This window comes from Exiguobacterium indicum HHS 31 (assembly GCF_001939065.1).
GTDB lineage: Bacteria > Bacillota > Bacilli > Exiguobacteriales > Exiguobacteriaceae > Exiguobacterium_A > Exiguobacterium_A indicum.
Genome location: NZ_MPSZ01000001.1, coordinates 1131011 through 1156814, shown reverse-complemented (window position 1 = coordinate 1156814; position 25804 = coordinate 1131011). Strand labels below are relative to the sequence as shown.

Sequence of the window (25804 nt, the reverse complement as noted above, 5' to 3'; positions counted from 1 at the left end):
TAGGAAAAGAAGTGAGAAAGCGCTTACAAATATAGGCGTAACCCCTTTCATTACGTTCGAGAAAAGAGTATACTTTATCCGAACAAGGAAACGGCATAGGGGATGCCACTTATGGGGAGGAACGTTGGAATGATCACTGACCAACAACATGCGAATCATCGCAAGAACGTACTGGAAGCGACACAAGAAATCGTCAAGGAGGCACTAGGGAAACTTGGTTATCCAGACGAGATGTACGAATTACTTAAAGAACCACTCCGGATGTTGACAGTCCGGATTCCGGTACGGATGGATGATGGTTCGACGAAAATCTTCACAGGATATCGTGCGCAACATAACGATGCCGTTGGACCAACGAAAGGTGGAATTCGTTTCCACCCGAACGTGACGGAAGTCGAAGTCAAAGCATTATCCGTCTGGATGAGTCTGAAGGCAGGTATCGTTGACTTACCATACGGCGGCGGGAAAGGCGGAATCATCTGTGATCCACGTGAGATGAGCTTCCGTGAAATCGAACGTCTCAGCCGTGGGTATGTCCGTGCTATCAGTCAAATCGTTGGACCGACGAAGGATATTCCAGCACCTGACGTCTTCACGAACTCGCAAATCATGGCATGGATGATGGACGAATACAGTCGAATCGATGAATTCAACTCACCTGGTTTCATTACAGGGAAACCGCTCGTCCTCGGTGGCTCACACGGTCGTGAGACAGCGACGGCGAAAGGTGTCGCAATCATGATTCGGGAAGCGGCTGCTAAAAAGGGTATCTCGCTCGAAGGCGCACGTGTCGTCGTTCAAGGATTCGGCAACGCCGGAAGTTTCTTATCGAAATTCATGTATGATTTAGGTGCAAAAGTCATCGCGATCAGCGATGCGTACGGGGCACTCCATGATCCAAACGGTCTCGATATTCCATACCTACTCGACCGTCGTGACTCGTTCGGTACCGTGACGACATTGTTCAAAAATACGATCTCGAATAAAGAATTGCTTGAACTTGAATGTGATATTCTTGTTCCGGCAGCAATCGAGAATCAAATCACAGAAGACAATGCGCACGATATCAAAGCAGCGATCGTCGTTGAAGCGGCTAACGGTCCGACGACGAACGAAGCGACGAAAATTCTCGCTGAACGTGACATTTTGATCGTTCCGGATGTTCTTGCTTCGAGTGGTGGCGTAACGGTTTCTTACTTCGAATGGGTACAGAACAACCAAGGATATTACTGGACGGAAGAGGAAGTACACGAGAAACTTGAAAAAGTACTCGTGAACTCGTTCAACCAAGTCTATCAGACAGCGCAGACGCGAAATGTCGACATGCGACTTGCCGCTTATATGGTAGGTGTCCGGAAGATGGCGGAAGCATCTCGTTTCCGTGGCTGGGTCTAATATTAAGATGAACGTCCGCTTCTTCTTTACGAAGAGCGGGCGTTTTGCATTGCAATTTCTTTCGTCTATGGTAGAGATTTGCTAAGATATAAAAAAAGCAACCGGAAGAGGAGATATTCGAATGTTAGATTGTATCGTAATCGGTGCAGGACCGTGTGGGTTATCGGCAGCGATCGAAATGCAAGATCGGGGACTAGACGTCGAAGTGCTCGAAAAGGGAAATATCGTCGAAGCGATCTATCGTTATCCGACGCATCAAACGTTCTTTTCAAGTAGTGAGAAGTTAGAAATTGGTGGTATACCTTTTATCAATAAAGAATTAAAACCGCGACGTCTCGACGCGCTCGTCTATTATCGAGAAGTCGTTAAACGAAAACAGTTGACGATTCGTCCGTTTGAGACGGTTGAGCGGATTGAACGTCAAGCGGATCATTTTATTATCCATTCGGAGCGTTCCGGGGAAAAAAGAAGCCGAGAAGCTCGCTCCGTCGTGCTTGCGACAGGTTATTATGGTTTACCGAATCGAATGGATGTTCCTGGAGAGGAATTATCTCATGTCTCGCACTACTTTACGGAAGGACATCCGTATTTTGATCAAGATGTCGTCGTCATCGGTGGAAAAAACTCGAGCGTCGATGCAGCGATTGAACTTGAAAAAGCGGGAGCACGTGTGACAGTCCTTTACCGTGGACCGGAGTATAGTCCATCCATCAAACCATGGGTGTTGCCGAACTTCGAATCTCTCGTTCGTTCGGAAAAGGTCAAGATGATTTTTGGAGCGTCAATCGAAGAAATTACGGAGCAAGAGGTGGTTTATCAAATAGATGGAGATAAACAGACCGTCCGTGCTGATTTTGTGTTTGCGATGACAGGTTACACACCCGATGTCGGATTGTTCGCTGACACAGGCATTACGATTGATCGTAAAACAGGTATTCCAAGTCATGACGAAGAGACGATGGAGTCGAATGTCCCGGGCATCTATATCGCAGGTGTCGTGGCAGCAGGATTTGACGCTAATAAAATATTCATTGAAAATGGACGTTTTCACGGTGCAAGCATTGCCAATCATCTCGTTGAACGGTTACGTGGTGTATCGATACAAGCCTAAACAAAACCTCTTGATTTGGAAGGAAAATTTCCGAATCAAGAGGTTTTTTCATTTATTCAACGCGGAATGATTCTTCGAGTTCTAGTTGTGAAGCATCGATTTCAAGTTCGACCATCAGTTTAAGCCGCGCTTTTTGTGAATTCAGTCCATTTGAGAAAATGACGCCGAGTTCTTTTAATTGTTGTCCGCCACCCGTATATCCGTAGACGTCTTGAACGATTCCGTTGAAACAACGGCTGACGATGACGATCGGCATGACGGTAATCAATTCAGCGATCGCATCCACGATACTTGGTGGTACATTTCCTTGACCGAGGACTTCAAGGACGAGTCCATCATAGCCGAGTTGTTTCACAGCAAGTAATAAGTCGGGTTCCATACCGGCATAGACTTTGAGAACGGCGACCCGTTTTGAGAGCGAAGTCACCATGTGTGTTTGTTTTAAGAGCGGTGTATTGAATAAGTAGACATGATCCTTCGTTACCATCCCAAGGTTTCCGAAATGAACGGATTTGAACGTATCGACGGATGACGTATGCGTTTTTGTGACGTTGAATGCCGAATGAATTTCCCCGTTGAAGACGACGAGGACACCTTTTCCGCGCGCAGCTTCACTGACAGCGACACGAAGTGCCGTAATCAGATTAAACTCACCATCGGATCCGACCTCATTGGAAGAACGCATAGCTCCTGTCAAAACGATCGGAACAGGTGCGCCAAGCGTCAAATGTAAGAAATAAGCCGTCTCTTCCAGTGTGTCCGTGCCGTGAGTGATGACGACGCCGTCGTAATGTTCCTTCTTGAGCTCACTCTCGATGAAATGGGCTAGACGCAACATGATGTCAGGTGTCATGTGCGGAGAAGGTAAGTTTGCGAAGTGACGCGTCGTGATGTTGGCAATATCTGTTGCTCGCGGGAGTGAAGCATCGAGTGGATTGATATCATTTGGTAAGACATGACCAGCATGATCCTGTGCCATGGCGATCGTTCCACCCGTATGAATGAGTAATAATGATTTCATGCTAAAGGGTCCTTGTCTACAGACAGAAGACCTTCACCTACTTTCTATGACGGATTCGGTTCGTTCTCCCATATTGTAACCTTTTTCCCTCTTGAAACAACGAGGACGTTTTCTTTTTTCCAAGAAACCTTTATTCTTATAAATGAGGAAGAAAGGGGGAGAGGAAGCGTGGTTCAAATCGTTTTCTCCGGAGTTGCCCCAGGCATCGCACTCCTAACTTATTTTTATCTCCGTCACGAACATGAGTCGGAGCCAGTCGGCTATATCCTTCGAAGTTTCATTTTCGGTATTTTACTGGTCTTTCCCTTGATGTTCATCGACTATATCGTCCAGACCGAATTTGGTGGGCGTGAAGAGGTGCAGTTGATTCGAACAGCCGTTACGGAAGAATTCGCCAAATGGTTTGTCGTCTTTTATACGGTCTATATTCATCAACGGTTTAATGATTATTACGACGGGATCATCTACGCGGTAGCCTGTTCACTTGGGTTCGCAACGCTTGAGAATATTTTATATCTGATGGTGAATGGAACTGTCGAACATATGCTCTTCCGGGCACTCTTACCCGTATCTGGGCATGCATTGTTTGCTGTCATCATGGGATTCTTCATGGGGATGGCGAAATTCTCGCCTCATCCTTATCGTTGGCTATCCCTTTCGATTGCGCTTCCGGTATTTGCGCATATCTTATTTAATTTGTTAATATTGGAAAATGGTGGTATATCTTTTTTGCCAATTATCTTTATGGTTATCTTATGGACGATTGGATTATTTCAAGTACGAGGTGCCAATCGTTTGAATCGACGATTTAAACGGAAAAAACAACATTCAGATGGTATCGAATAGAGAGTAGGAGCGGAGTAACATGATGGAAATCGGGGATTTGGTAATGCTTTCGAATAGTGAGGATCGACAAGGTCGCTCAAAAGTGACGGCCGTGACGAACCGTTTGATTTGGATTGAAGCGCCGAGTGAGGTCGCGACACTTAAAACATTCATCTTGTCAGAGCAAGAAGAAGTTTCATTTTATTTTTTCAAGGAGAAAGGCAAATTATTTGGATTTGATACGGTCGTCGTTGAACGACAAAATGATCCACTTCGTGGTCAACGTTATGCTTTGAAACGACCAAAGGATGATCAAATCGAACGCATCCAACGACGCCAGTTCGTTCGAGTGCCGCAAATACTCGATGTCGCTGTACATCCTCATAACGCGCATTTCGAGCCGTTTACGACGGTGACGCTTGATTTATCGGCTGGTGGAATGATGATCTTGTCAGATCAATTACCGATTGCAAAAGATGAAGAAGTGGAGATGACATTCATCTTACCTACGGGTGATGGGGTATCAAGTACACTAGACGTCGTGGCTGAACTTGTTCGAATCGATCGACGGGAAGAACGATATGAATTAGCCTTTCAATTTACGATGATTCCCGACAGAAGTCGTGAACTTGTGTTGCGTCACTGTTATCAAATGCAAATGAAAAGTTCAAGAAGGGGCATGAATCCATTCACCTGACCGCATTTTTTTGCTATGATAACGTTCGGAAGAATGAATCCCTATCAATCATAGGGAAGATGGAAGGATTGGATGGATGATGAAAAAGATTCAAATCGCTTTAGATGGACCAGCGGGTGCTGGGAAAAGTACGATCGCAAAACAATTGGCAGCACGCCTTGACTATGTATACATTGATACAGGAGCTATGTACCGGGCCGTGACGTTGGCAGCACTTGAACAATCGCTTGATCTCAATAATGGGGAAGCGCTCGGAGAATTAATGAAATCGCTTGATATTCGTTTAACACCAGGCGAAAACGGGCAACGTGTCTTTATTGGTGATCGCGAAGTGACGGATGCGATTCGTTCCATCGAAATCACGAATAATGTCTCGTTCGTCGCTCGTCAAAAAGAAGTCCGGGCTGCACTCGTCACGGCACAGCGAAAATTAGCTGAACGCGGCGGAATCGTCATGGATGGACGTGATATCGGTACAGTCGTATTGCCGGATGCAGAATTAAAAGTCTTTTTAACGGCAACTGTGGAAGAGCGTGCAGCTCGAAGACATCGTGAAAATATCGCGCGTGGAATGGACAGTGACATCACGATTCTTCAAGAAGAGATCGCACTGCGTGATAAGCGCGACAGTGAGCGTGAAGTCTCGCCATTACGCCAAGCTGACGATGCACTATATCTCGATACGACAGAGATGACGATTGATGAAGTCGTCGTCCGATTGATGGAGCTAGCAGAGGGTGTCCTAAAATGAAACGTCAAGATACCATTTACCGGATTGCGCGGTTTGTCGTCTGGGTCATTGCGAAAACAGTCTTCCGATTGAAAGTGACTGGGCAAGAGAATATTCCGAAAGACGGTTCCTTACTTGTCTGTGCCAACCACAGCTCGAACTGGGACCCAGTCTTCCTCGTCAGCGCGATTCCGCCAAAACGCGCGGTTCGTTACATGGCAAAAGAAGAACTGTTCAAAGTTCCTGCCTTAAAACAATTAATGATTGCGGCAGGAACATATCCTGTCGGTCGCGGTCAAGGCGATCGTCAAGCTTTGAAACGGACGATTGAGCTCTTGAATACGGATGAGACGGTCGGTATTTTCCCAGAAGGAACGCGATCTGCGCCAGGTGAATTCACAGCAGCACAACCAGGAGTCGGGTTCTTTGCGTTACGATCGAATGCTCAGATTTTACCGATTGCAATCATCGGATCATATCGCCCGTTCAAACGGATGCACGTTGCGGTCGGAAAACCGGTTGATATCTCGGATTTACGTGACCAGCGGGGCGCGGCGAAATCGATTTCTGACCGAATCATGGACGAAATCAAATCCGTCTACTTCAATCACGCTTAATACCTTGACAAATAGTCAGAATTGTAAGAAGTTAGAAGCAGGATAAACGCATTGACATGTGTCAGGCGTTTCTTGTACTCATCGTGAGGAGGTTGTTTTGGAATGGTCGAAGAAATGAAAGATATGCCTGATTTTGAAATTCATCGGGACCAGGTAGTTACCGGAATGGTCGTGAAAATTGAAGACAAGCAAGCACTCATTGATATCGGATATAAAACAGAAGCCATCTTACCGATCAGCGAAGTATCGAGTCTTCATCTCGATGATATTCGCGGCGTGCTGAACGTCGGAGATGAACTACAAGTGAAGGTCAAGAAAATCACGGATGAAGAGGTCGTCGTCTCGAAACGAGAAATCGACGCGCTCAAAGCGTGGGAGCAAGTAGAAGAGAAGTATAAATCAGGTGAAATCTTTGAAGTTGTCGTCAAGGACATCGTCAAAGGTGGACTCGTCGTTGATATCGGTGTCCGCGGATTCATTCCGGCGTCACTCGTCGAACGGCATTATGTCGAGGATTTCTCGGATTACATCGGTCGTTCGATCGAAGTCAAGGTCGTTGAACTCGATCAAGAGAAGAACCGTGTCATTCTCTCGCATAAAGCGGTCGTTGAAGGCGAATTGAACGCGAAGAAAAAAGAGACACTCGAAAATTTAGAAGTAGGTCAAATCCTCGAAGGTACAGTCCAACGTTTAACGGACTTTGGTGCTTTCGTTGATATCGGTGGCGTCGACGGTCTCGTTCATATTTCGGAGATGGCACACCACCGTGTCGAACGTCCTTCGGATATCGTCACGGAAGGTCAAAAAGTCGAAGTCAAAGTACTTGGTGTCGACCGTGATACGGAAAAGGTGAAGTTATCGATCAAGGAAACACAACCTGGTCCATGGCAACAGATGGAAGGGAAGATCGAAGCTGGCGATATCGTCAAAGGACGTGTGCGTCGTCTCGTTCAGTTCGGGGCTTTCATCGAACTTGCGCCACAAGTAGAAGGACTTTTACACATTTCGCAAATTGCGAACCGTCACATCGGTTCACCTTCGGAAGTACTCGAAGAAGGACAGGAAATTGAGGCGAAAGTACTCGAAGTGCGTCTTGATGAGCATAAGATTTCGCTATCAACACGTGTCCTTGAAGAGGAAGAATCATCCGCTGACGATTATTCGGATTATACGAATCAATCAGAAGGATTCTCAGTCGCTGACTTGACTGAAGACGATTCTGATCAGAAAGAATAAGTAATGACACAAAGCGGACACAAGCGTGTCCGCTTTTTATATGCGGTTTGTTATGGTATATGACAGTTTGATTTGATACAATAGAACGGCTATGAAGCGAGAGAAGAGAAAGAAGGTGTTGGGATGGCAATTCCAGTCGTGGCGATCGTAGGTCGCCCAAATATCGGAAAGTCGACGATTTTTAACCGGGTGATTGGAGATCGGGTTTCAATCGTAGAAGACAAGCCAGGCGTTACCCGCGACCGTATTTACGGAACTGGAGAATGGCTGAATCGTCATTTTCATTTGATTGATACAGGTGGAATCGAAGTCGGGGATGAGCCCCTACTTCAAATGATGCGTCATCAGGCGGAGCTCGCCATTGATGAAGCGGATGTCATCATTTTCATGGTGAACGGACGCGAAGGAATTACAGCAGCGGATGAGGAAGTCGCGAACATGTTATTCCGTTCGAACAAACCGGTCGTCGTCGCTGTCAATAAAGTCGATAACTTTGAAATGCGTGATTTAATGTATGAATTTTACTCCCTTGGATTCGGAGACTTGTTCCCGATTTCTGGTACACATGGTCTTGGTCTCGGTGATTTACTTGACCGTGTCCTTGAACTCGCACCAGATAAAGAAGAATTAGAATATGACGAAAGTACGATCAAGTTTGCCTTGATTGGTCGTCCGAACGTCGGGAAATCAAGTATGACGAACTCGATTCTCGGTGAAGAACGTGTCATCGTCTCGAACATCGCTGGTACGACACGCGATGCGATCGATACACCGTTTACACGGGATGATCAAGAATACGTCATCATCGATACGGCCGGGATGCGAAAACGCGGGAAAGTCTATGAATCAACAGAACGTTTTAGCGTCATGCGTGCTCAAAAAGCAATCGAACGGGCAGATGTCGTCTGTGTCGTTCTTGATGGCGAAGAAGGCATCATCGAGCAAGATAAAAAAGTGGCGGGATATGCGCACGAAGCAGGTCGTGCGGTCATCATTGTCGTCAATAAATGGGATGCTGTCGAAAAAGATGATAAGACGATGAAAAAGATGCAAGAAGAGATCCGGGAAGAATTCCGTTTCCTTGACTATGCACCGATCGTCTTCGTCTCAGCAAAAACAAAACGTCGTTTGCAGACGTTGTTACCGGTCATTCAACAAGCAGCACACAGTCATGCACAACGTATTCAGACAAGTGTCTTGAACGATGTCATCGTTGACGCGGTCGCGATGAACCCGGCGCCGACGGATAAAGGGGTTCGTCTTCGGATCAACTATGCGACTCAAGTCGCGTCACGTCCGCCAACGTTCGTCTTGTTCGTCAATGATCCAGAATTGTTGCACTTCTCCTATAAACGATATCTCGAGAACCGGATCCGGGAGGCATTTGACTTCACAGGTACACCAATCCGGATTTTAGCCCGTCAAAAACAATAATGAGGTGAGTCAGTATGACCAAAATCGCAGTCATCGGAGCAGGGAGCTGGGGAACAGCCCTCTCGCTCGTCTTAGCTGATAATGATCAAGAAGTCATTCTTTACGGTCGTGAACAAATGAATGTCGACCGCATCAATGAGCATCATGAAAATACGCAGTTCTTGCCAGGTGTTGCGTTACCAAAAGCATTAAAGGCAACGACGGATCTTAAAGAAGCGGTCGAAGGGGCGACGCATATCTTGATCGTCACACCATCCTCTGCGATTCGAGCGGTTTCTCGTCAACTAAATGAGTTGCTGACGGAACCTGTCGTTTTGATCCATGCATCGAAAGGAATCGAGCCAAAGACACATCTTCGGTTGTCAGAATTAATCGAAGCAGAGGTCGATCCAGCGAAGCGTAAAGCGATTTGTGTCTTGACGGGTCCATCCCATGCTGAAGAGGTCGCATTACGTAAACCGACGACGGTAACGATTGCTTCAGAAGATTTAGAAGAAGCAGGTCGTGTTCAAGAGCTGTTCACGAATGAAAACTTCCGTGTCTATCTGAATGCGGATATCATTGGCGCAGAACTCGGTGGTGCTTTGAAGAACATCATCGCGCTTGCCGCCGGGATGACGGATGGTCTTGGTTATGGTGACAACGCGAAAGCTGCTTTGATAACGCGTGGAATGGTCGAAATGGCGCGTCTCGGTACGATGCTTGGAGCTAAACCGATGACGTTTACTGGATTGACGGGAATGGGTGACTTGATCGTTACTTGTACATCGGTCCATAGTCGCAATTGGCGTGCGGGGAATGCCATCGGTCGCGGTGAAAAGTTAGAAACGGTGCTAGAAAACATGGGAATGGTCGTCGAAGGTGTTCGTGCGACACAAGCCGCCTATGATTTAGCGGAGACGAAGCAGTGCGAACTGCCAATCACTTCTGCGTTATACCACGTTCTTTTCGATGGTCATACGCCGGAAGAAGAAGTCAAAAAGTTGATGCAACGACCACAAAAAAATGAAATCGAGCATCTCTTCACGACGAAAGATTAACGGAGTGGGGTGGAAACCTTGAGTCCAGGATTAATAAAAATGTGGATCTCGTTCGCTGGCATCGGACTCTTTGCGATCAGTGTCTTGCTGGTCACGGTCAGTCGGACGAAATTGAAAGGGATATGGCAGATTCTCGTATCGACTTTGGCATTCGTCTGTTTCATCGTCGCATCGATCATCATGGTGTTCATCGTCATGGCGGGACCAAGCGCATGAAGAAGTGGTTCGTGATCCTCATGCTCATTCCGGTGACGTTGTTATCAGGTTGTCTATTTCCAGACAGTCAGAAACCGTCGAACCGCGTACCGTATCCGCAACAGTTACGTACCGTACAGGATGCTGTCGATGCGTATCAAAAAGACACGGGTGTTTTGCCCATTAAGACGATGGAAGCGGACACTCCGCTCATGGAGCGTTATCAAATCGAATTAGGGCGGCTCATTCCGCGTTATATGAGTGACCCACCATCAAACAGTTTTGAAGGTGGCGGAACATTCATCTATCTGTTAGTTGATGTCGACACGAAACCAACTGTTAAGTTGATGGATTTACTTGTTGCAGAAGAGTTACAGAAGCTCCAAGTTCGGATTGATGCGTATCGGAAGAAGAACGAAAAGTATCCGTTTAAAGGATCGTTCGGAAAAAACCAGTTTACGCTTGACTATAAAAAACTATTCATCAAAAAAGAACCGACTGTCCCAAGTCCGTATTCAGATGAAAAGTTGTCAATCTATGTCGATGGTCAAGGACGCCTCTTCATCAACTATTTACCAGAGTTGAAGAAAGCTGTTCAAACTGCGAAGAAAAAGCCGAAAGTCGGTCAAGATATTCGGTATTTGCTCTATGAAGATCAACCTTTTGTTCCTGCCTATTCTCAAAGCTACACGATAAACGAAAAAGGCGAACCTGTGTTTTCAGAGAAATCGAGCGAAGAATCTGAAAATTGAACGTTATTTACACGAAAATGTTGTAATAGCAACGTTTATGGGGTATGATTACCCTCGAAGAAGTGATTGGGAGGGGGTGAAAGTAATGAACAAAACTGAACTCATTCAAGCAGTCGTCGAAAAATCAGGTCTTACAAAAAAAGACGTGACGAAAGTTGTTGAATCAACATTCGAATCGATCACTGAGACACTTCAGTCTGGAGAAAAAGTCCAATTGATTGGATTTGGTAACTTCGAAGTCCGTGAGCGTGCAGCCCGTAAAGGTCGCAACCCACGTACGAAAGAAGATATCGAGATTCCAGCAAGTAAAGTACCTGCCTTCAAACCAGGTAAAGCATTGAAAGATGCTGTGAAGTAATCCGGCTACATAGTCGCCCGAGATTTTCTCGGGCGGCTTTTTTGTGGACATTCAGAAGCGTGAAAGCCCGCCGATTATGGTATATTAAAAAAGAAGAACGTCCATCAACGAGATGGCACTGGAGATCGGGGGGTAAAAGCATGGAACAACATGAGCTGCGCGTGGATGAAATCATCACTGCACTCACCACTAAACAAACGACACGATTGGCTCGACATGTGGATTTCCCTTCCATCGATCGTGAACAGATCAGTTGGTTGATTGATGTCGCTCAACATGACACGCTGGATACGGAAGCACTCGTCAAAGCGATTCATTTCGCACAAGTAGCGCTACGTCTGCATGAGCGTGTCAATGAAACCCTACGCGGTTCGAAGGAGCGACAGTTGCTTGTATTAGCAGGAGATTTATTCTCGAGCTACTTTTTCGAACAGCTAGCTGGGTTACCAAAAGAGATTCTCGTTTCACTCGGACGGACGATTCAACGGGTCAACGAGGCAAAGTGTGCCCTTCACGAAATGAATTATGCATCGACGGAAGAACGAGTTCTCTTATGGTTAACAGCAGAGTTCGGATTAATGCAAGGACTCGCAGCAATCACGAAACGAGAATGGCTGACACGACAGGGGCGGCAGATCATTCAACAACAGGCAGAACAATTGGATCTGGTCGCACAGAAATTACTGTTATCGCATCTCGAGCAGATGGCGGTAGCATGAGATCTTGGAAAGGGTGAGCGGTGTGCAGGCAAAAGATAAAGAAAAAAAAGTATATGAAGTGTTTCAATCGATATCAACGAACTATGATCAAATGAATTCAGTCATCAGCTTCCGACTGCATAAACTATGGAGACGCGAGACGATGCGCCGGATGCAAGTCTTCCCGGGTGCTAAATGTCTCGATCTTTGTTGTGGAACAGCGGACTGGACGATTCAACTAGCGAAAGCAGCCGGTCCGACAGGTGTCATCAAAGGACTTGATTTTTCAGAGAACATGCTAAGAGTCGGCGTGGAGAAGGTAGAAGCGCTCGATATGAAAAACATCGAATTGATTCACGGAAATGCGATGGATCTACCGTTCGGTGATAACTCGTTTGATTATGTGACGATCGGGTTTGGTCTACGAAACGTACCGGATTATCTACAGGTCATCAAAGAGATGCATCGTGTCTTAAAACCAGGTGGAACGGTCGTCTGTCTCGAGACGAGTCAACCGACGGCACCGATTTTCCGCGAGGCATATTCATTGTATTTCGGAAAAATCATGCCACAAGTCGGGCGATTGCTTGCGAAATCATACGATCAATACAACTGGCTACAAGAATCGACGGAAGTGTTCCTCGACCGCGTCGAACTGAAACAACTCTTCGAACAGGCAGGCTTCATGCAAGTGGAAGTCAAGGCATTCGCGGGTGGGGCTGCTGCGATGCACCTTGGGAAGAAGTGGTGAGATGTCACTGCATTCCATATACCGTGATGTCACGAAGGAAGTTAATTTAGTCGATCGTTTTCTGATCAGTCATATCGCTTCTGAGGAACCAACGATCGATGCGGCAGGAAAGCAACTGTTGAAGGCTGGTGGAAAACGGATTCGACCGGCATTCGTATTGTTAGCGTCTAAATTCGGTGAAGCAGATCGGGATGAGCTGATTCGTGTGGCGGCCAGTCTTGAGCTCGTCCATATGGCATCACTCGTTCATGACGATGTCATTGATGACGCGGAACTACGACGAGGGAAACCGACTGTCATGCAATACTTTGATGAAGAAGTCGCACTGTATTCCGGGAACTATCTGTTTGGAGAGGCGATTCGATTGATTGGTGAAGTCGGAAAGCCGGAACTTGTCCAAGTGATGGTCCATACGATGCGTGAAATTTGCGAAGGTGAGATTGAACAAATCTATGACCAATATGATTGGGAACAGTCGATTAAACGCTACATCAAACGGATCGAACGAAAAACAGCCATTCTCATCGAAGCGAGTTGTCACCTAGGTGCCATTGTTGCGAACTGTTCTGCAGCCGATACGAAAGCGTTACGGTTGTTTGGACGAGATATCGGACTTGCGTTTCAAATTGCTGACGATTTGCTTGATTTCACAGCGAATCGCACAGAACTTGGTAAGCCCGTAGCAGAGGATTTGCGTCATGGACACAAAACATTACCTGTCTTTTATGGTGCAGAAGATGCTGTCTTTTATGAACGTCTTTCAAAAATCGAGAGTATGCCAACACATGAAGAAGTCGCACCTTTATTGTCGTTTCTTCAAACTTCGGGTGCTCTCGAACGAACGCAACAAACAGTCGATCATTACATCCATCGTGCCATCAAACGTCTCGAACCATTACCTAAATCCTCTGCGAAGCGATCGCTTGAAGAAGTCGCGCGCTACGTTGGAAAACGAAAAGGTTGAAGATTGTCAAAAATTTCTTGCTGTTCTTCTTAAAAGCCAGTAAACTGACTATGTAAGCGCTTTTCTAAAAGCATTTCATAGGGGGAACTAGAGATGGAACAGACATTTTTGATGGTCAAACCGGATGGCGTAGAACGTGGATTGATTGGGGAAATCATTGGACGGATCGAACGCAAAGGATTCATCATTCGTGAAATGAAAATGATGAACGTCACAGAAGAGTTAGCAAAAGCACATTACGAAGAGCATGCGGAGAAACCGTTCTTTGGAGAGTTGGTCACTTTCCTCACATCAGGTCCTGTCGTTGCACTTCGTGTCGAGGGTGCAGACGTCGTTGCCGTCTCGCGTTTGATGATCGGGAAAACAAAACCACTTGAAGCAGCACCTGGAACGATCCGTGGTGATTTCGCGAACACGATGAGTGAGAACGTCATCCATGGTTCAGATAGTGTCGAGAGTGCGGAGCGTGAGCTTGCCCTCTGGTTTCAAGGACAGCCAGTCAACGCGTAATTCATGAATAGAAAGACAACGGGGAAGGGATTCGATTTGATCGAATCCCTTTTGTCGTGTTCTTGTAAAACGGAATGACCCAATTGTCGAATTGCTTTTTGGAATGCCTATAGCTTTATGCTACTATAGAAAATAAGTTGAACCGGTCATGGAGATGACCATTCGATATCGAGAGTGAGCGAGGTGTGCCAATTGGAAGATTATGAACTTTTTATTCAACGATTCAAGACCAAATCAGGGATTGATCTCGGTCAGTATAAAGAAGCACAGATGAAACGGCGATTGACGGCGTTACGTGACAAAAAAGGATATAGTACATTTGCTTCTTATATGCAGGCAATGGATAAGGACACATCGTTATACGACGAGTTTTTAGATCGAATGACGATCAATGTCAGTGAATTTTTCCGTAATCCGATTCGTTGGCAACAATTGGAACAAGATATCTTACCGATCCTAGAGTCGCGAGCACATGGACGAATCCGGACGTGGAGCGCAGCTTGTTCGACCGGAGAAGAACCATACTCCCTTGCGATGATTTTAAGTGAACGGCTCGATCCATCCGCCTTTACGATTCAAGCAACAGATTTGGATGAACTCGTCCTAGAAAAAGCCAAGCTTGGTCGATACGGAGCTTCTGCATTGAATGAAGTCGTCGAAGCGCGTAAAAAGAAATACTTCATTGAGCAAGAGCAAACGTTCGAAGTCGTTCCGGAAATCAAACGACTCGTTCGTTTCAGTAAACATAATCTGTTAGGAGACCGGTACGATACGGGGTTTGATTTAATCATCTGCCGCAACGTGCTGATTTATTTTACAGAAGAAGCGAAAGCGCACGTCTATCGTTCGTTCGTCGAGGCCTTAAAGCCAGGCGGAATCTTATTCGTTGGTGGAACGGAACAAATTTTCCAACCCGAACGGTTTGGGTTAAAGATGAAACAGAGCTTCTTTTACGAAAAAATCGGTTGATCAGGAAGGGATGAAGCGAATGCGTTACATGACAGCAGGAGAATCACATGGAAAAGGGTTGACCGTCATCATCGATGGGATGCCAGCAGGACTCACGATTGATTTCGAAGCCATCCAGCGTGAAATGACACGTCGCCAAGGCGGATACGGACGCGGACGACGCATGCAAATCGAACAGGATCAAATCGATGCGCGTGGCGGGATCCGTCATGGATACACGACAGGATCACCGATCAGTTTGTTCATCGAGAATAAGGATCATACGCACTGGACACAAGTCATGCAAGCGGAACCGCTCGAAGAACAGTTGGAGCGCCCGCGGACGTTGACGCGTCCACGCCCCGGACATGCGGATCTCGTTGGTGGATTGAAGTACGGTCATCGCGATTTACGCGATGTACTAGAACGTTCTTCCGCTCGTGAGACGGCAGCACGCGTTGCCGTCGGCGCCTTCGCTAAACAATTACTGAATGAACTCGGGATTGAAGTGTTCTCGCACGTACGGTCGATTGGTGGCATCGATGCACCGTGGAAAGATCCCGTCGAACATCAGGAAACGATTGACGCTTCACCCGTTCGCTGTGCTGACGAACAAGCAGGGCAACGGATGATGGAGGAAATTGATGCGGCCAAAAAAGAAGGGGATACACTCGGCGGTGAAATCGAAGTCGTCGTGACGGGCATGATGCCAGGAGTCGGATCCTTCACTCAAAACGACTTAAAGCTCGACAGTCGAATTGCGCAAGCTGTCATCAGCGTCAATGCGATGAAATCAGTCGGTTTTGGTGACGGATATGAACTCGGTCGTCGCAAGGGGAGTACCGTCCAAGATGAAATCGTTCATGATGCATCCGGCTATCATCGGCGGACGAACCATCTAGGCGGAATCGAAGGTGGAATGTCGACAGGCATGCCGATTCGCGTCCAAATTGCGATGAAGCCGATTCCGACGCTCTATCGTCCACTACAATCAGTCGATATCGAGACGAAGGAAGCATTCACGGCACAAATCGAACGAAGTGATGCCTGTGCCGTTCCGGCCGCATCGGTTGTTCTAGAAGCCGTCGTCGCGTTTGAGATTGCGGTCGCTATCCTTGAAATGTTCGGGACATCGACACTCGATCGCCTTCAGGCTGCCGTCGCTGCTTACAAAGAGGAGGTCCGGACGTTTTGATCGAATTTGATATCCGGTTGAACACGTCATATCCAGTACTTATCGGAAATGGGGCATTAGCCCGGTTATCGCATCTTTCCGCGCTGAACGAGGCGGACCGCATTTGGGTCATCACGGATGAAACAGTACATCACTTGCAGATGGATCGATTGCAGGCTGCATTAGCGGATGTATCGCCGTCGATCGATGTTCATATCAGCACTGTTGCGCCAGGGGAGAACAGTAAGTCGCTTGCCGTCTATGGCGCTCTACTCGAAGAAGGGGTTCGGTACGGGATGACACGTCATAGCTTGATCCTTGCGTTCGGTGGTGGAATGATTGGTGATTTAGCGGGATTCGTCGCGGCAACCTTTTTGCGCGGCATCCCGTTCCTTCAAATTCCGACGACACTGTTAGCGCATGATTCAAGTGTTGGTGGAAAGGTTGGTCTCAACCTCTCCCTCGGTAAAAACTTAGTCGGTGCATTTTATCAGCCAAGTGGTGTCGTATATGATTTAACGCTCCTTCAGACATTACCAGACCGGGAATGGCGAAGTGGCTTCTTTGAGTTAGTCAAGCATGGGTTCCTTGCGCGACCATCATTTGCGGATTCGTTACTCGATATTTCGCTGGATGCTGTCAAAGGACTCGACTTAGAAGACTGGCTCGCACGGGGGATCAATGTGAAACGGGATATCGTCGAACAAGATGAGACGGAGCAAGGGATGCGTGCGTTCTTGAATTATGGACATACATTCGGTCATGCCGTTGAATATGCGAGTCCTGGTCTTGCGCATGGCGAGGCAGTAGGGATCGGACTTGTCTTCGTCAAGTTCTTGGAAGGAAATGACGGACAGGCGAAGCAGCTCGGGCAATTGCTCCACCGTCTTGGAACGGAATTACCGAATCGACAATCGTTTAAGACCTATCTTGAACTGATGCGTCGCGACAAGAAGAACCACCAAGCAATGATTCGATTCGTCCTTGAAAAAGAAGGGCGCTTCATTTTAGAAGCGATTAGCGAAGAACGATTGCGCCAAGCATTCAATCAAACAGTGAGGTGTCTAGAATGGGCTTAAGAGGAACAGTACAAGTACCAGGCGATAAATCAATGACGCACCGCGCTTTCCTGTTCGGCGGAATCGCCGAGGGAACGACACGTGTCAGAAACGCACTTGAAGGGGCCGATTGTCTTGCTTCACTAGAAGCGATGCAGGCGCTTGGTGCACAAATCAATCGAACACCAGAGGAAATTCGGATTACCGGAACGGATACGTTCCAAGAAGCGACAATTGATTGCGGAAACTCGGGGACAACGATTCGTCTCTTGAGCGGTATCCTAGCAGGCGGTCAAGCGACGTACGCGCTCGATGGCGACGCTTCCTTACGTAGACGTCCGATGAAACGGATCACGGAACCGCTTGCGTTGTTCGGAGCGAACATCACAGGTGAGACGGCGCCGCTTCACATTACAGGAACGCCGCTTGTCGGAACGACGTATACGTTACCAGTCGCAAGTGCACAAGTGAAAAGCGCCGTGTTGCTCGCAGGTCTGCATGCGACGGGTGAGACGACGGTCATCGAGCCGATCCTGTCACGCGACCATACGGAACGGATGTTGCCGCAGTTCGGCGTTGACGTAGCAATCGTTGAACATGAGGATGGTCGGCACATTCGTGTTCAAGGTCCTGTACGCTTACAAGCAACGTCACTCGACATTCCAGGGGATCCATCGTCAGCAGCGTTTTGGTGGACGGCGGCAGCGATCGGGCAGGATAGTCGCATCACGACGACCCACGTCTTGATGAATCCGACACGGATTGGTTTTTTACAGACGTTACGCCAGATGGGTGCAAGTGTCGAAATCAATCATCGCTCAGAAGACGGTGGAGAGGAGACGGCAGATGTGACCGTCGAGACGACATCGTTACAAGCAATCACGGTCGAAGGTGATCAGATTCCATCCTTGATTGATGAGATTCCGTTACTCGCTTTGCTTGCGACGCAAGCGGAAGGACGAACAATCATTCGCGATGCACAAGAGCTTCGTGTCAAGGAAACGGATCGGATCGAGACCGTCGTGACGGCATTACAGCGTCTTGGAGCGAATATCGAGGCAACGGATGACGGCATGATCATCGAAGGACCGACACCTCTGCAAGCAGCGGAAGTCGACAGTGCAGGTGATCACCGGCTTGCGATGATGTTGACGATTGCGGCGACGATCAATCCAGAAATTATGGTTCATGGACGCGAAGTAGTTGAAGTCAGCTACCCAACGTTCTATGATGATTTAAAGAAACTTCAATCCGACCAATCTGAGTAAGCAAGAGGCGGATGACAGAAAGTGGGGCGTTTGCCTTGAATGAACAACTATTGAATGGCATCATCGAAGAATTGGAACACGGTCACACCTCAGAAGCGTTAGCAGCATTAGAAAAACTCGAAAAGACAGGAACGGATGAGGACCGCCTCGCCGTTGCCGATCTCTATATCGAACTCGGATTGTCTGACCGGGCGGTCGATCTCTTGGCGCCACTTTACGTCGAATATGCGGGTAATGCGGGAGTCGCCTTGTTACTAGCAGAGTGTTATATCGATTTGGATCGCGAAGAAGAAGCGATCTCCGTCCTCGAGCAGGTCGACACAACGGACATGGAATATGGTCCACGTTCTCTCGTATTACTCGCTGACCTCTATCAGTCGCAAGGTCTTGACGAAGTAGCGTTAGCGAAACTGAAGGAAGCGCGTAACCTTGCACCGGACGAACCGTTACTGGCATACGGTTTGGCTGAGCTCTACATGACGCTCGGTGCGTTTGATCAGGCGGTACCGTTATTCGCCGAAATCGCGGAGCGACCAGAGTTACGTGCTGAATTGCCGCTCGATGCCCTTTACGCGGAATCACTCGCGATGACAGGACAATTTGAAGATGCGATTCCACTGTACGAACGTGCTGTCGCAGAACGCTCCGACTTGCATACACTGTTTGGTCTTGCGATGACGGCTCACCGTGTCGGTCAACACCAAAAAGCGGTCGAGACATTCCAGCAATTGATTGCACAGGATCCGGACTATACGTCGGCGTACGTACCATACGCGGAAAGCCAAGCCGAACTTGGTTTGACAAAAGAAGCGCTGAACGTCATCAAACAGGGAATGGAGCGCGACGATTACAATGATGAGTTGCGGACGATGGAAGCCTTGTTCCTTCTAAAACTCGGCGATCGCGCTGGAAGCGTCCAAGCGCTGCGTGAGGCGCTTGCCTTGAATCCGGAATCGATCGTCGCAGCGGAACGCTTGCTGTCGTTACTTGCTGAAGACGAGGACCACGAAGCGATGATCGAGACGATCTCTGCCATCGAAGAACACGTCACGGCTCCGATTCTGACATGGTACCGGGCACGCGCTTTGTATGCCTTAGAGGAATACACGCAAGCGATGGAGAATTATGCGATAGTCGAAGGTGCATTCACCGAAGATGCGCTCTTCTTGAAAGAGTATGGATTCGCACTCGTCGAGGAAGGACGGCGTGAAGAGGGACAACGTCTTCTCCGTCGCGCTGCTATGTTGACACCAGAAGATAATGAACTCGTCGACTATGTTGAACGAATGGATGGATGACTTCACGGGAGAAGGGAGTAGGATTGAGATGATAGAGAGAAAGCAGCGATTCTTACGCCGCATCTTGACCTATTACACGTTAAAGCGACGGGAAGCGAAATGGATCATCGATTATTGGCTGCGTAATGAGGCAAAACTCGAGCAAGTACACTTCGTCCAAAATGCGACATTCGCTCCGAAGGCAATCATCATGACGACATACGGATTCGACGCGGAACCATTTCTCTTCAAAAAAGGGGATGTCACGACGCTAGATCCAGAAAAAGCGTATCATGATATTCGCCTGACCGCGGAAGATATCTATATCGAGTTGAACTTTCAAGGTATGATGATGGATGACGAGTATTTGTCTTTACTCGAGGAAAATCCGTTTCGCCCAGAAGTTGCTGTTGAACCGCGCTTAGCGGATGAAGCGACACATTTCATCGCGGTCACGGTCAATCGGCAGGAAGAAGAACGTTTAGTCCGCTTGATTGATGAAGCGCTGGATGCACGCGATCAACATCGATTCCACTCTCTTTCCGAACAGTTACGGCTCGTTCGAAGTCAACTTCCTTAACAGAAGGACTCTATTGCCCAGCAGAGGTAGTAGGGTCCTTTCGTATGTGAAGATTTGTGCAAAATATGAAGAAAAATAGAGTGGAATTTCATAAAACGTTCACATTAAGAGAGTAGGAGGAAATGCGGATATGATACATTAAATGTGACGAATTGTAAGTACGAAGAAAGGGGGAAATGACTTGCGTTTCAAACCATCCGACGTACAGCGGACACGAAGCGAGCAAGCGTACATCGATACGCTGATCGTGCCTTTGCTTCCGGTCGGTTTCGATGAGGCGATGCATGCTTACGCGGAATGCGCAGACATGACATTGACGGTGGCGTCCGAAGTCGAACGCCAGCTATCCGGACGGGCATTGCTCGTTCCTGCTCTGACCTATATCGATGCACCGTCGATCGAACAGTTGGAAGGATGGCGTCAAGCGGCTGCTTCCGGGCAATTCCGTTTCATCACCTTCATCACTGCTGATTTAAGGTGGAAGGAGACTGCCGCCGAAGAGATTATCTACGTGCCACGTCTAGCTCTTGAGACGATGAGTCGTGACCAACAAGGTCAGATGGTCGGGAATTTTGTAGGACAAGTTCTCGAACAGTTAGGAAACCGTTGGACCGCGCTATGAAGCGGTTGACGCAATGATTTTATTAAGATACTATTACCATGTGAGAAATTTGTGTGAAGTACTGTCGTCTTGGGGCACAGCGTACATCACAAGGGGGGATCGAGATGGCTCAAAACGGGTCTAACGTAACACGTCGTCAGTTCTTGACGTATACATTGACAGGCGTCGGCGGTTTCATGGCGGCGACGATGGTCATGCCGATGGTCAACTTCGCAGTTGATCCAGTCCTGAAGAAATCAGGAGCAGGCGATAAAGTAAAAGTAATGAAGTTGTCGGATATCACGACAGAACCAAAACGGGTCGACTTCAAGAAACAAACGCAAGATGCATGGTATGAGTTCGAAGAAACGTTGTCAGCTTGGGTGTTCAAAGATGATAAGGGAGAAATTTTAGCCCTCTCACCAATTTGTAAACACTTAGGTTGCCAAGTCAGCTTCGGTTCAGATCCGACGCACCCGGAGCAATTCTATTGCCCATGTCACTTCGGTCGGTACACGAAAGATGGCGTCAACGTTCCAGGAACGCCTCCGACGAAACCACTCGATGGTTATGAAATGCAGCAGAAAGATGGTTTCCTCTACCTTGGTAAACCAGTCGAAAGAGGTGCGTAAGCGATGATGCAAAAAATCTATGATTGGATTGATGAGCGCGTTGACATTACGCCGCTCTGGCGAGATATCGCCGACCATGAAGTACCGGAGCACGTCAACCCGGCACATAACTTTTCAGCTTTCGTTTATTGTTTTGGCGGATTGACGTTCTTTACGATCGTCATCCAGATTCTTTCGGGGATGTTCTTGACGATGTATTATGTACCGGACATCATCAACGCACACGCGTCCGTCTACTATCTTCAAAATGAAGTCGCACACGGACAAATCGTTCGTGGTATGCACCACTGGGGTGCGTCGGTCGTTATCGTAATGTTGTTCCTACATACATTACGTGTCTTCTTCACTGGTTCATACAAAAAACCACGTGAATTGAACTGGGTCGTCGGAGTTCTCTTATTCTTCGTCGTCTTAGCTCTCGGTCTGACAGGATACCTATTGCCTTGGGACATGAAAGCATTGTTCGCGACAAAAGTTACGATTCAGATTGCTGAAAGTATTCCGGTCATCGGTGGTATCGCGAAGACCCTCCTTGCGGGTGGAGAAATCGTCGGCGCAAGTACAATCGCTCGATTCTTTGCGATTCACGTCTTCTTCCTTCCTGCAGCATTGTTCGTCTTGCTCGGGGCCCACTTCATGATGATCCGTAAACAAGGGATCTCTGGACCACTTTAAACCGACTATCATCTAGACAACAAAAAAGGGGGAGAACACGATGCATCGTGGTAAAGGAATGAAATTCGTCACCGATTCACGGGTGTCGATCAACAACCGGATGCCGAACAAGTCGAAAGATTATTCGGAATATCCAGGTCGAACGGAAGCGTTCTGGCCAAACTTCTTACTTCGCGAATGGATGGTTGGAGCGGTCTTCTTGATCGGCTTCATGACATTGACAATCGTAGAAGCAGCACCACTTCAAAACATTGCCGATCCGACGAATACGTCGTACATTCCGCTTCCGGACTGGTACTTCCTATTCCTCTATCAGCTCTTGAAATACCAATTCGCTGCAGGTCCGTACATCTTGATGGGAACGGTCATCCTCCCAGGTCTTGCGTTCACAGCACTTCTCGTCGCGCCATGGCTCGACCAAGGTCTTGAACGTCGTCCTGCGAAACGTCCGATCGCAGTCAGCATGATGCTTCTCGCAGTCGTCTCGATCGTCTTCTTGACATGGGAATCTGTTCAAACGACTCACTGGGATACAATCCATAAACAAGGTGAGTTGACGATGAACGAAGGACCAAAAATTGATACATCGGCAAAAGGATACGAAATTTATTCGAACCAGTCATGTGTCAACTGTCATGGTAAGAACCTCGAGGGTGGAGCAGCAGCTCCGGCACTCGTTGGTACGAAGAAGACAGAAGAAGAGATTTATGAAATCGCAGATAAAGGTGTCGGTTCGATGCCTGCTGGTCAGTACAAAGGATCAGACGCGGATCGTAAAGAACTCGCGAAATTCATCGCTTCATACGGTGAAGGCGGCGAAAACAATAAATAAGCCAAAAGCCGGGGGAGCAATCCTCCGGCTTTTGTCGATGATGAGGTGAAACGATTGCAAGGTATTTTGACATTACTCCGACATAAAGCCGTACTCTGGATTGTCGGATTGATCAACTTAGCAGGTACTTTATACGGTTACTACTGGTATGAACCACAACTTGCGACATCGAAGTGGTATTACTATCCGTTCATTCCAGATAGCCCGACAGCATCCCTCTTCTTTACGATTATCGTCTTTCTTTGGATTTTCGGGCGACGTTCCCGACTGTTTGAAGCGCTCGCGTTCGTGACATTGATCAAATATGGGGTCTGGGCAGTCGTCATGAACGCCTTGATGTTAAATCAACTTGGAACGGGGGATTCGTTCTTAACAGCAATGGCACTGATGTTGATGGTATCGCACGGAGCGATGGCGTTCCAGGCGTTGTTATACAGTCCGCTGATGACGTTTCGCGTCAAGGAACTCGTCCTCGTCGCCATCTGGGTCATTCATAACGATGTCGTGGATTACGTCCTCGGTCAGTGGCCGCGTTACCCAGCGCTTGCGGAGCATATCCAGTGGATCGGCTATGGCTCCTTCTGGTTGACCGGATTATGTCTTTTGATGGGATATCTGCTTGTTGCGCGCGATTCAATTGACAATAAGATCACTTGAACATAAAATAGACCTATAATCAAAAAAAGAAAGGAACGATGTCTCGTGGCAAACTATTTGATCTATCTCGCGATCATCATCATCGTCCCGATCTGGGCTCAGATGCGGGTGCGGAGCACCTATAAAAAATATCAAGATGTTCCGATTCAGAGTGGAGTGACGGGAGCGCAGGTCGCAGACTTCATCATGAAGCAGAACGGGATCACGAACGTCCGTCTCGAGCCAATCGGTGGAACGATGTCCGACCATTATGACCCAACGAACAAAGTCGTTCGTTTGTCGGAAGACGTCTATTACGGTTCGACGGTCTCAGCCGTTTCGATCGCAGCACACGAAATCGGCCACGTCATTCAAGATGCGACGGATTACAATATGATGCGTGTCCGTCACCGGATCGCACCTGTCGCGTCAATCACATCGAACTTATCGTTCCCACTGTTGTTGATTGGTCTATTTGCCGGTTTCAGTGGTCTTGCGATGCTTGGTGTCGTCTTGATGCTCGGTGCCGTTATCTTCCAACTCGTCACGTTACCGGTCGAGTTTGACGCCTCGAATCGAGCGATGGCGCAGTTGACGGAACACGGAATCATTGATGCCGAAGAAGAACGTGGTTCACGTCGTGTCTTAAACGCAGCAGCTTGGACGTACGTCGCAGCAACACTCGTTGCTGTCGCCGAGTTCCTTCGTCTCGCACTGCTCGTCTTCAACCCGTCAAGTGATGACTAAAACGAAAAACACGGATTGCTCGTTTGAGCGATCCGTGTTTTTTTACGTTTCTTTGATTGGGACTCGATTTTCATCGAACGTGAATCCTTCTCCCGTTACTTCATAGACATCATGCAACGTGATGAAGGCGTGCTGGTCGACACTTTTAACGAGCGTCTTCAAGCGATTGATTTCATTGCGAGCGACGACGACGTACAATACTTCGAGATCCCGTCCGGAGTAACCGCCTTTTGCGATTAGACGGGTCGTGCCACGGTTCATCGTCGCATGAATACCGTCGGCAATTTCTGTCCGGTGATCACTGATGATCATCGCTGCTTTACCGGCATACGTGCCCTCTTGCATCCAATCGATGACGCGGGCACCGACGTAGACGGCAAGTAACGTATACATTGCCTGCTTATAATCGAGATACGTCAAGGATGCGACGATGACGAAGAAATCAAAGACTAAGAACGTTCGACCGATCGACCAACCGAAGTAGCGCTTCGTCAAACGCGCGATGATATCGACGCCACCTGTCGTACCACCGTTGTTGAAGATGATGCCAAGACCAACGCCGATGAAGACACCGGCAAAGAGCGCAGCAAGCACCATATCGTCGCGCAGGTCGATGACGAGTGGTGAATACTTGGCAATCAATCCATACCAGAAGGAAAAACTGAATGTACCGATCAACGTGTAGACGAAGGTCGTCCGACCAAGAATCTTATAACTGACGAAAAAAAGTGGGACATTCAACACTAAGTTCGTGATCGATGGAGACCATCCGAACAGTCCTTTTAAGATCAAGGTAATCCCAGTAAAACCGCCTTCTGCTAACTCATTTTGAACGTTAAAATGATAAATACCAAAAGCAAAGATGAATGATCCGATCAAAATCCAGAAAATGTTCTGGATCCGAATCGGAAATTGGAATGGAGGTGCCATTTCCGTATGCTCCTTTCAAATCAAGACTCTTTCTCTAGGGTAACGGCACGGTCGGAAAAAGACTAGCTTTTCCTATAAAAATCAGTCGAAAAGTGATCAGTATGGTCATTCC

Annotated in this window: 30 protein-coding genes; 28 read left to right on the top strand and 2 right to left on the bottom strand. The window is 47.7% G+C overall.

Going from position 1 to position 25804, the window contains the following annotated elements; translation table 11 throughout:
- The first annotated feature begins 129 nt into the window (after positions 1 to 129).
- Positions 130 to 1395, top strand: a complete 1266-nt coding sequence (locus N179_RS06320; RefSeq protein WP_023468654.1) for a Glu/Leu/Phe/Val family dehydrogenase — start codon at positions 130 to 132, stop codon at positions 1393 to 1395.
- A 121-nt stretch (positions 1396 to 1516) separates the two neighbouring features.
- The gene (locus N179_RS06315; protein ID WP_075642528.1) at positions 1517 to 2506 is read left to right on the top strand and encodes a YpdA family putative bacillithiol disulfide reductase; all 990 of its coding nucleotides are present in this window, start codon (positions 1517 to 1519) and stop codon (positions 2504 to 2506) included.
- Between the two features lie 52 nt (positions 2507 to 2558).
- On the opposite strand, the gene N179_RS06310 is transcribed toward N179_RS06315, so the two are convergent.
- Positions 2559 to 3527 carry an asparaginase gene (locus N179_RS06310; RefSeq protein ID WP_023468652.1) on the bottom strand — a complete coding sequence of 323 codons (969 nt, stop codon included), beginning with the start codon at positions 3525 to 3527 and terminating at the stop codon, positions 2559 to 2561.
- 168 nt (positions 3528 to 3695) lie between these two features.
- On the opposite strand from N179_RS06310, the gene prsW reads away from it, so the two are divergent.
- The 26 genes from prsW to N179_RS06180 all read left to right on the top strand — a co-directional run bounded on the left by prsW (position 3696) and on the right by N179_RS06180 (position 24762).
- A complete protein-coding gene (gene prsW, locus N179_RS06305; RefSeq protein WP_075642527.1) occupies positions 3696 to 4373 on the top strand; it encodes a glutamic-type intramembrane protease PrsW in 678 nt (225 codons plus the stop codon).
- A 19-nt stretch (positions 4374 to 4392) separates the two neighbouring features.
- On the top strand, positions 4393 to 5049 hold the full coding sequence (locus tag N179_RS06300; protein ID WP_075642526.1) for a flagellar brake protein: 657 nt from the start codon (positions 4393 to 4395) through the stop codon (positions 5047 to 5049).
- Between the two features lie 76 nt (positions 5050 to 5125).
- On the top strand, positions 5126 to 5800 hold the full coding sequence (cmk, locus tag N179_RS06295) for a (d)CMP kinase (protein ID WP_023468649.1): 675 nt from the start codon (positions 5126 to 5128) through the stop codon (positions 5798 to 5800).
- Complete coding sequence (locus N179_RS06290) at positions 5797 to 6396, top strand: lysophospholipid acyltransferase family protein (protein ID WP_075642525.1); 600 nt, start codon at positions 5797 to 5799, stop codon at positions 6394 to 6396. Before cmk ends, N179_RS06290 begins: the two co-directional genes overlap by 4 nt.
- 102 nt (positions 6397 to 6498) lie before the next feature.
- The gene (gene rpsA / locus N179_RS06285; protein WP_023468647.1) at positions 6499 to 7632 is read left to right on the top strand and encodes a 30S ribosomal protein S1; all 1134 of its coding nucleotides are present in this window, start codon (positions 6499 to 6501) and stop codon (positions 7630 to 7632) included.
- A gap of 123 nt (positions 7633 to 7755) precedes the next feature.
- Positions 7756 to 9066 (top strand): ribosome biogenesis GTPase Der, encoded by a 1311-nt coding sequence (gene der, locus N179_RS06280; RefSeq protein ID WP_023468646.1) that lies wholly within the window; start codon positions 7756 to 7758, stop codon positions 9064 to 9066.
- Between the two features lie 14 nt (positions 9067 to 9080).
- On the top strand, positions 9081 to 10106 hold the full coding sequence (locus N179_RS06275; protein ID WP_023468645.1) for an NAD(P)H-dependent glycerol-3-phosphate dehydrogenase: 1026 nt from the start codon (positions 9081 to 9083) through the stop codon (positions 10104 to 10106).
- A 39-nt stretch (positions 10107 to 10145) separates the two neighbouring features.
- Complete coding sequence (locus tag N179_RS06270; RefSeq protein ID WP_023468644.1) at positions 10146 to 10322, top strand: DUF2768 domain-containing protein; 177 nt, start codon at positions 10146 to 10148, stop codon at positions 10320 to 10322.
- Entirely contained in the window at positions 10319 to 11053 is a 735-nt protein-coding gene (locus N179_RS06265) for a hypothetical protein (protein ID WP_035396816.1), read from the top strand. Before N179_RS06270 ends, N179_RS06265 begins: the two co-directional genes overlap by 4 nt.
- An 85-nt stretch (positions 11054 to 11138) precedes the next feature.
- Entirely contained in the window at positions 11139 to 11411 is a 273-nt protein-coding gene (locus N179_RS06260; protein ID WP_012370671.1) for an HU family DNA-binding protein, read from the top strand.
- A gap of 140 nt (positions 11412 to 11551) precedes the next feature.
- Complete coding sequence (locus tag N179_RS06255) at positions 11552 to 12130, top strand: heptaprenyl diphosphate synthase component 1 (protein ID WP_023468642.1); 579 nt, start codon at positions 11552 to 11554, stop codon at positions 12128 to 12130.
- Positions 12131 to 12152: 22 nt separating this feature from the next.
- Positions 12153 to 12860 carry a demethylmenaquinone methyltransferase gene (locus N179_RS06250; RefSeq protein WP_023468641.1) on the top strand — a complete coding sequence of 236 codons (708 nt, stop codon included), beginning with the start codon at positions 12153 to 12155 and terminating at the stop codon, positions 12858 to 12860.
- Between the two features lies 1 nt (position 12861).
- Complete coding sequence (locus N179_RS06245) at positions 12862 to 13824, top strand: polyprenyl synthetase family protein (protein ID WP_023468640.1); 963 nt, start codon at positions 12862 to 12864, stop codon at positions 13822 to 13824.
- A gap of 93 nt (positions 13825 to 13917) precedes the next feature.
- Entirely contained in the window at positions 13918 to 14334 is a 417-nt protein-coding gene (gene ndk, locus N179_RS06240) for a nucleoside-diphosphate kinase (RefSeq protein ID WP_023468639.1), read from the top strand.
- Positions 14335 to 14526: 192 nt separating this feature from the next.
- A complete protein-coding gene (locus N179_RS06235) occupies positions 14527 to 15303 on the top strand; it encodes a CheR family methyltransferase (RefSeq protein WP_023468638.1) in 777 nt (258 codons plus the stop codon).
- Between the two features lie 19 nt (positions 15304 to 15322).
- Complete coding sequence (gene aroC / locus N179_RS06230; RefSeq protein ID WP_035396818.1) at positions 15323 to 16477, top strand: chorismate synthase; 1155 nt, start codon at positions 15323 to 15325, stop codon at positions 16475 to 16477.
- On the top strand, positions 16474 to 17535 hold the full coding sequence (aroB, locus tag N179_RS06225; RefSeq protein WP_023468636.1) for a 3-dehydroquinate synthase: 1062 nt from the start codon (positions 16474 to 16476) through the stop codon (positions 17533 to 17535). Before aroC ends, aroB begins: the two co-directional genes overlap by 4 nt.
- Positions 17526 to 18782 (top strand): 3-phosphoshikimate 1-carboxyvinyltransferase, encoded by a 1257-nt coding sequence (aroA, locus tag N179_RS06220; RefSeq protein WP_075642524.1) that lies wholly within the window; start codon positions 17526 to 17528, stop codon positions 18780 to 18782. The genes aroB and aroA overlap by 10 nt, the downstream gene beginning before the upstream one ends.
- 11 nt (positions 18783 to 18793) lie before the next feature.
- Complete coding sequence (locus N179_RS06215) at positions 18794 to 20080, top strand: tetratricopeptide repeat protein (protein ID WP_023468634.1); 1287 nt, start codon at positions 18794 to 18796, stop codon at positions 20078 to 20080.
- A 28-nt stretch (positions 20081 to 20108) separates the two neighbouring features.
- Complete coding sequence (locus tag N179_RS06210; RefSeq protein ID WP_035396825.1) at positions 20109 to 20639, top strand: ReoY family proteolytic degradation factor; 531 nt, start codon at positions 20109 to 20111, stop codon at positions 20637 to 20639.
- A 181-nt stretch (positions 20640 to 20820) separates the two neighbouring features.
- Positions 20821 to 21261 carry a DUF2487 family protein gene (locus N179_RS06205; protein WP_023468632.1) on the top strand — a complete coding sequence of 147 codons (441 nt, stop codon included), beginning with the start codon at positions 20821 to 20823 and terminating at the stop codon, positions 21259 to 21261.
- Between the two features lie 104 nt (positions 21262 to 21365).
- Positions 21366 to 21872, top strand: coding sequence for a ubiquinol-cytochrome c reductase iron-sulfur subunit (locus N179_RS06200; RefSeq protein WP_023468631.1), 507 nt, complete (start codon positions 21366 to 21368; stop codon positions 21870 to 21872).
- A 3-nt stretch (positions 21873 to 21875) separates the two neighbouring features.
- Positions 21876 to 22547 carry a menaquinol-cytochrome c reductase cytochrome b subunit gene (qcrB, locus tag N179_RS06195; RefSeq protein ID WP_012370658.1) on the top strand — a complete coding sequence of 224 codons (672 nt, stop codon included), beginning with the start codon at positions 21876 to 21878 and terminating at the stop codon, positions 22545 to 22547.
- Positions 22548 to 22587: 40 nt separating this feature from the next.
- Positions 22588 to 23379: a menaquinol-cytochrome c reductase cytochrome b/c subunit gene (locus N179_RS06190; protein WP_023468630.1), complete on the top strand. Its 792-nt coding sequence runs from the start codon at positions 22588 to 22590 to the stop codon at positions 23377 to 23379.
- Between the two features lie 54 nt (positions 23380 to 23433).
- Positions 23434 to 24036: a DUF1405 domain-containing protein gene (locus N179_RS06185; protein ID WP_023468629.1), complete on the top strand. Its 603-nt coding sequence runs from the start codon at positions 23434 to 23436 to the stop codon at positions 24034 to 24036.
- A gap of 45 nt (positions 24037 to 24081) precedes the next feature.
- Positions 24082 to 24762: a zinc metallopeptidase gene (locus N179_RS06180; protein WP_023468628.1), complete on the top strand. Its 681-nt coding sequence runs from the start codon at positions 24082 to 24084 to the stop codon at positions 24760 to 24762.
- 42 nt (positions 24763 to 24804) lie between these two features.
- Here N179_RS06180 and N179_RS06175 read toward each other — a convergent pair whose 3' ends face one another.
- Positions 24805 to 25692 (bottom strand): YitT family protein, encoded by an 888-nt coding sequence (locus tag N179_RS06175; RefSeq protein ID WP_023468627.1) that lies wholly within the window; start codon positions 25690 to 25692, stop codon positions 24805 to 24807.
- Positions 25693 to 25804: the final 112 nt, after the last annotated feature.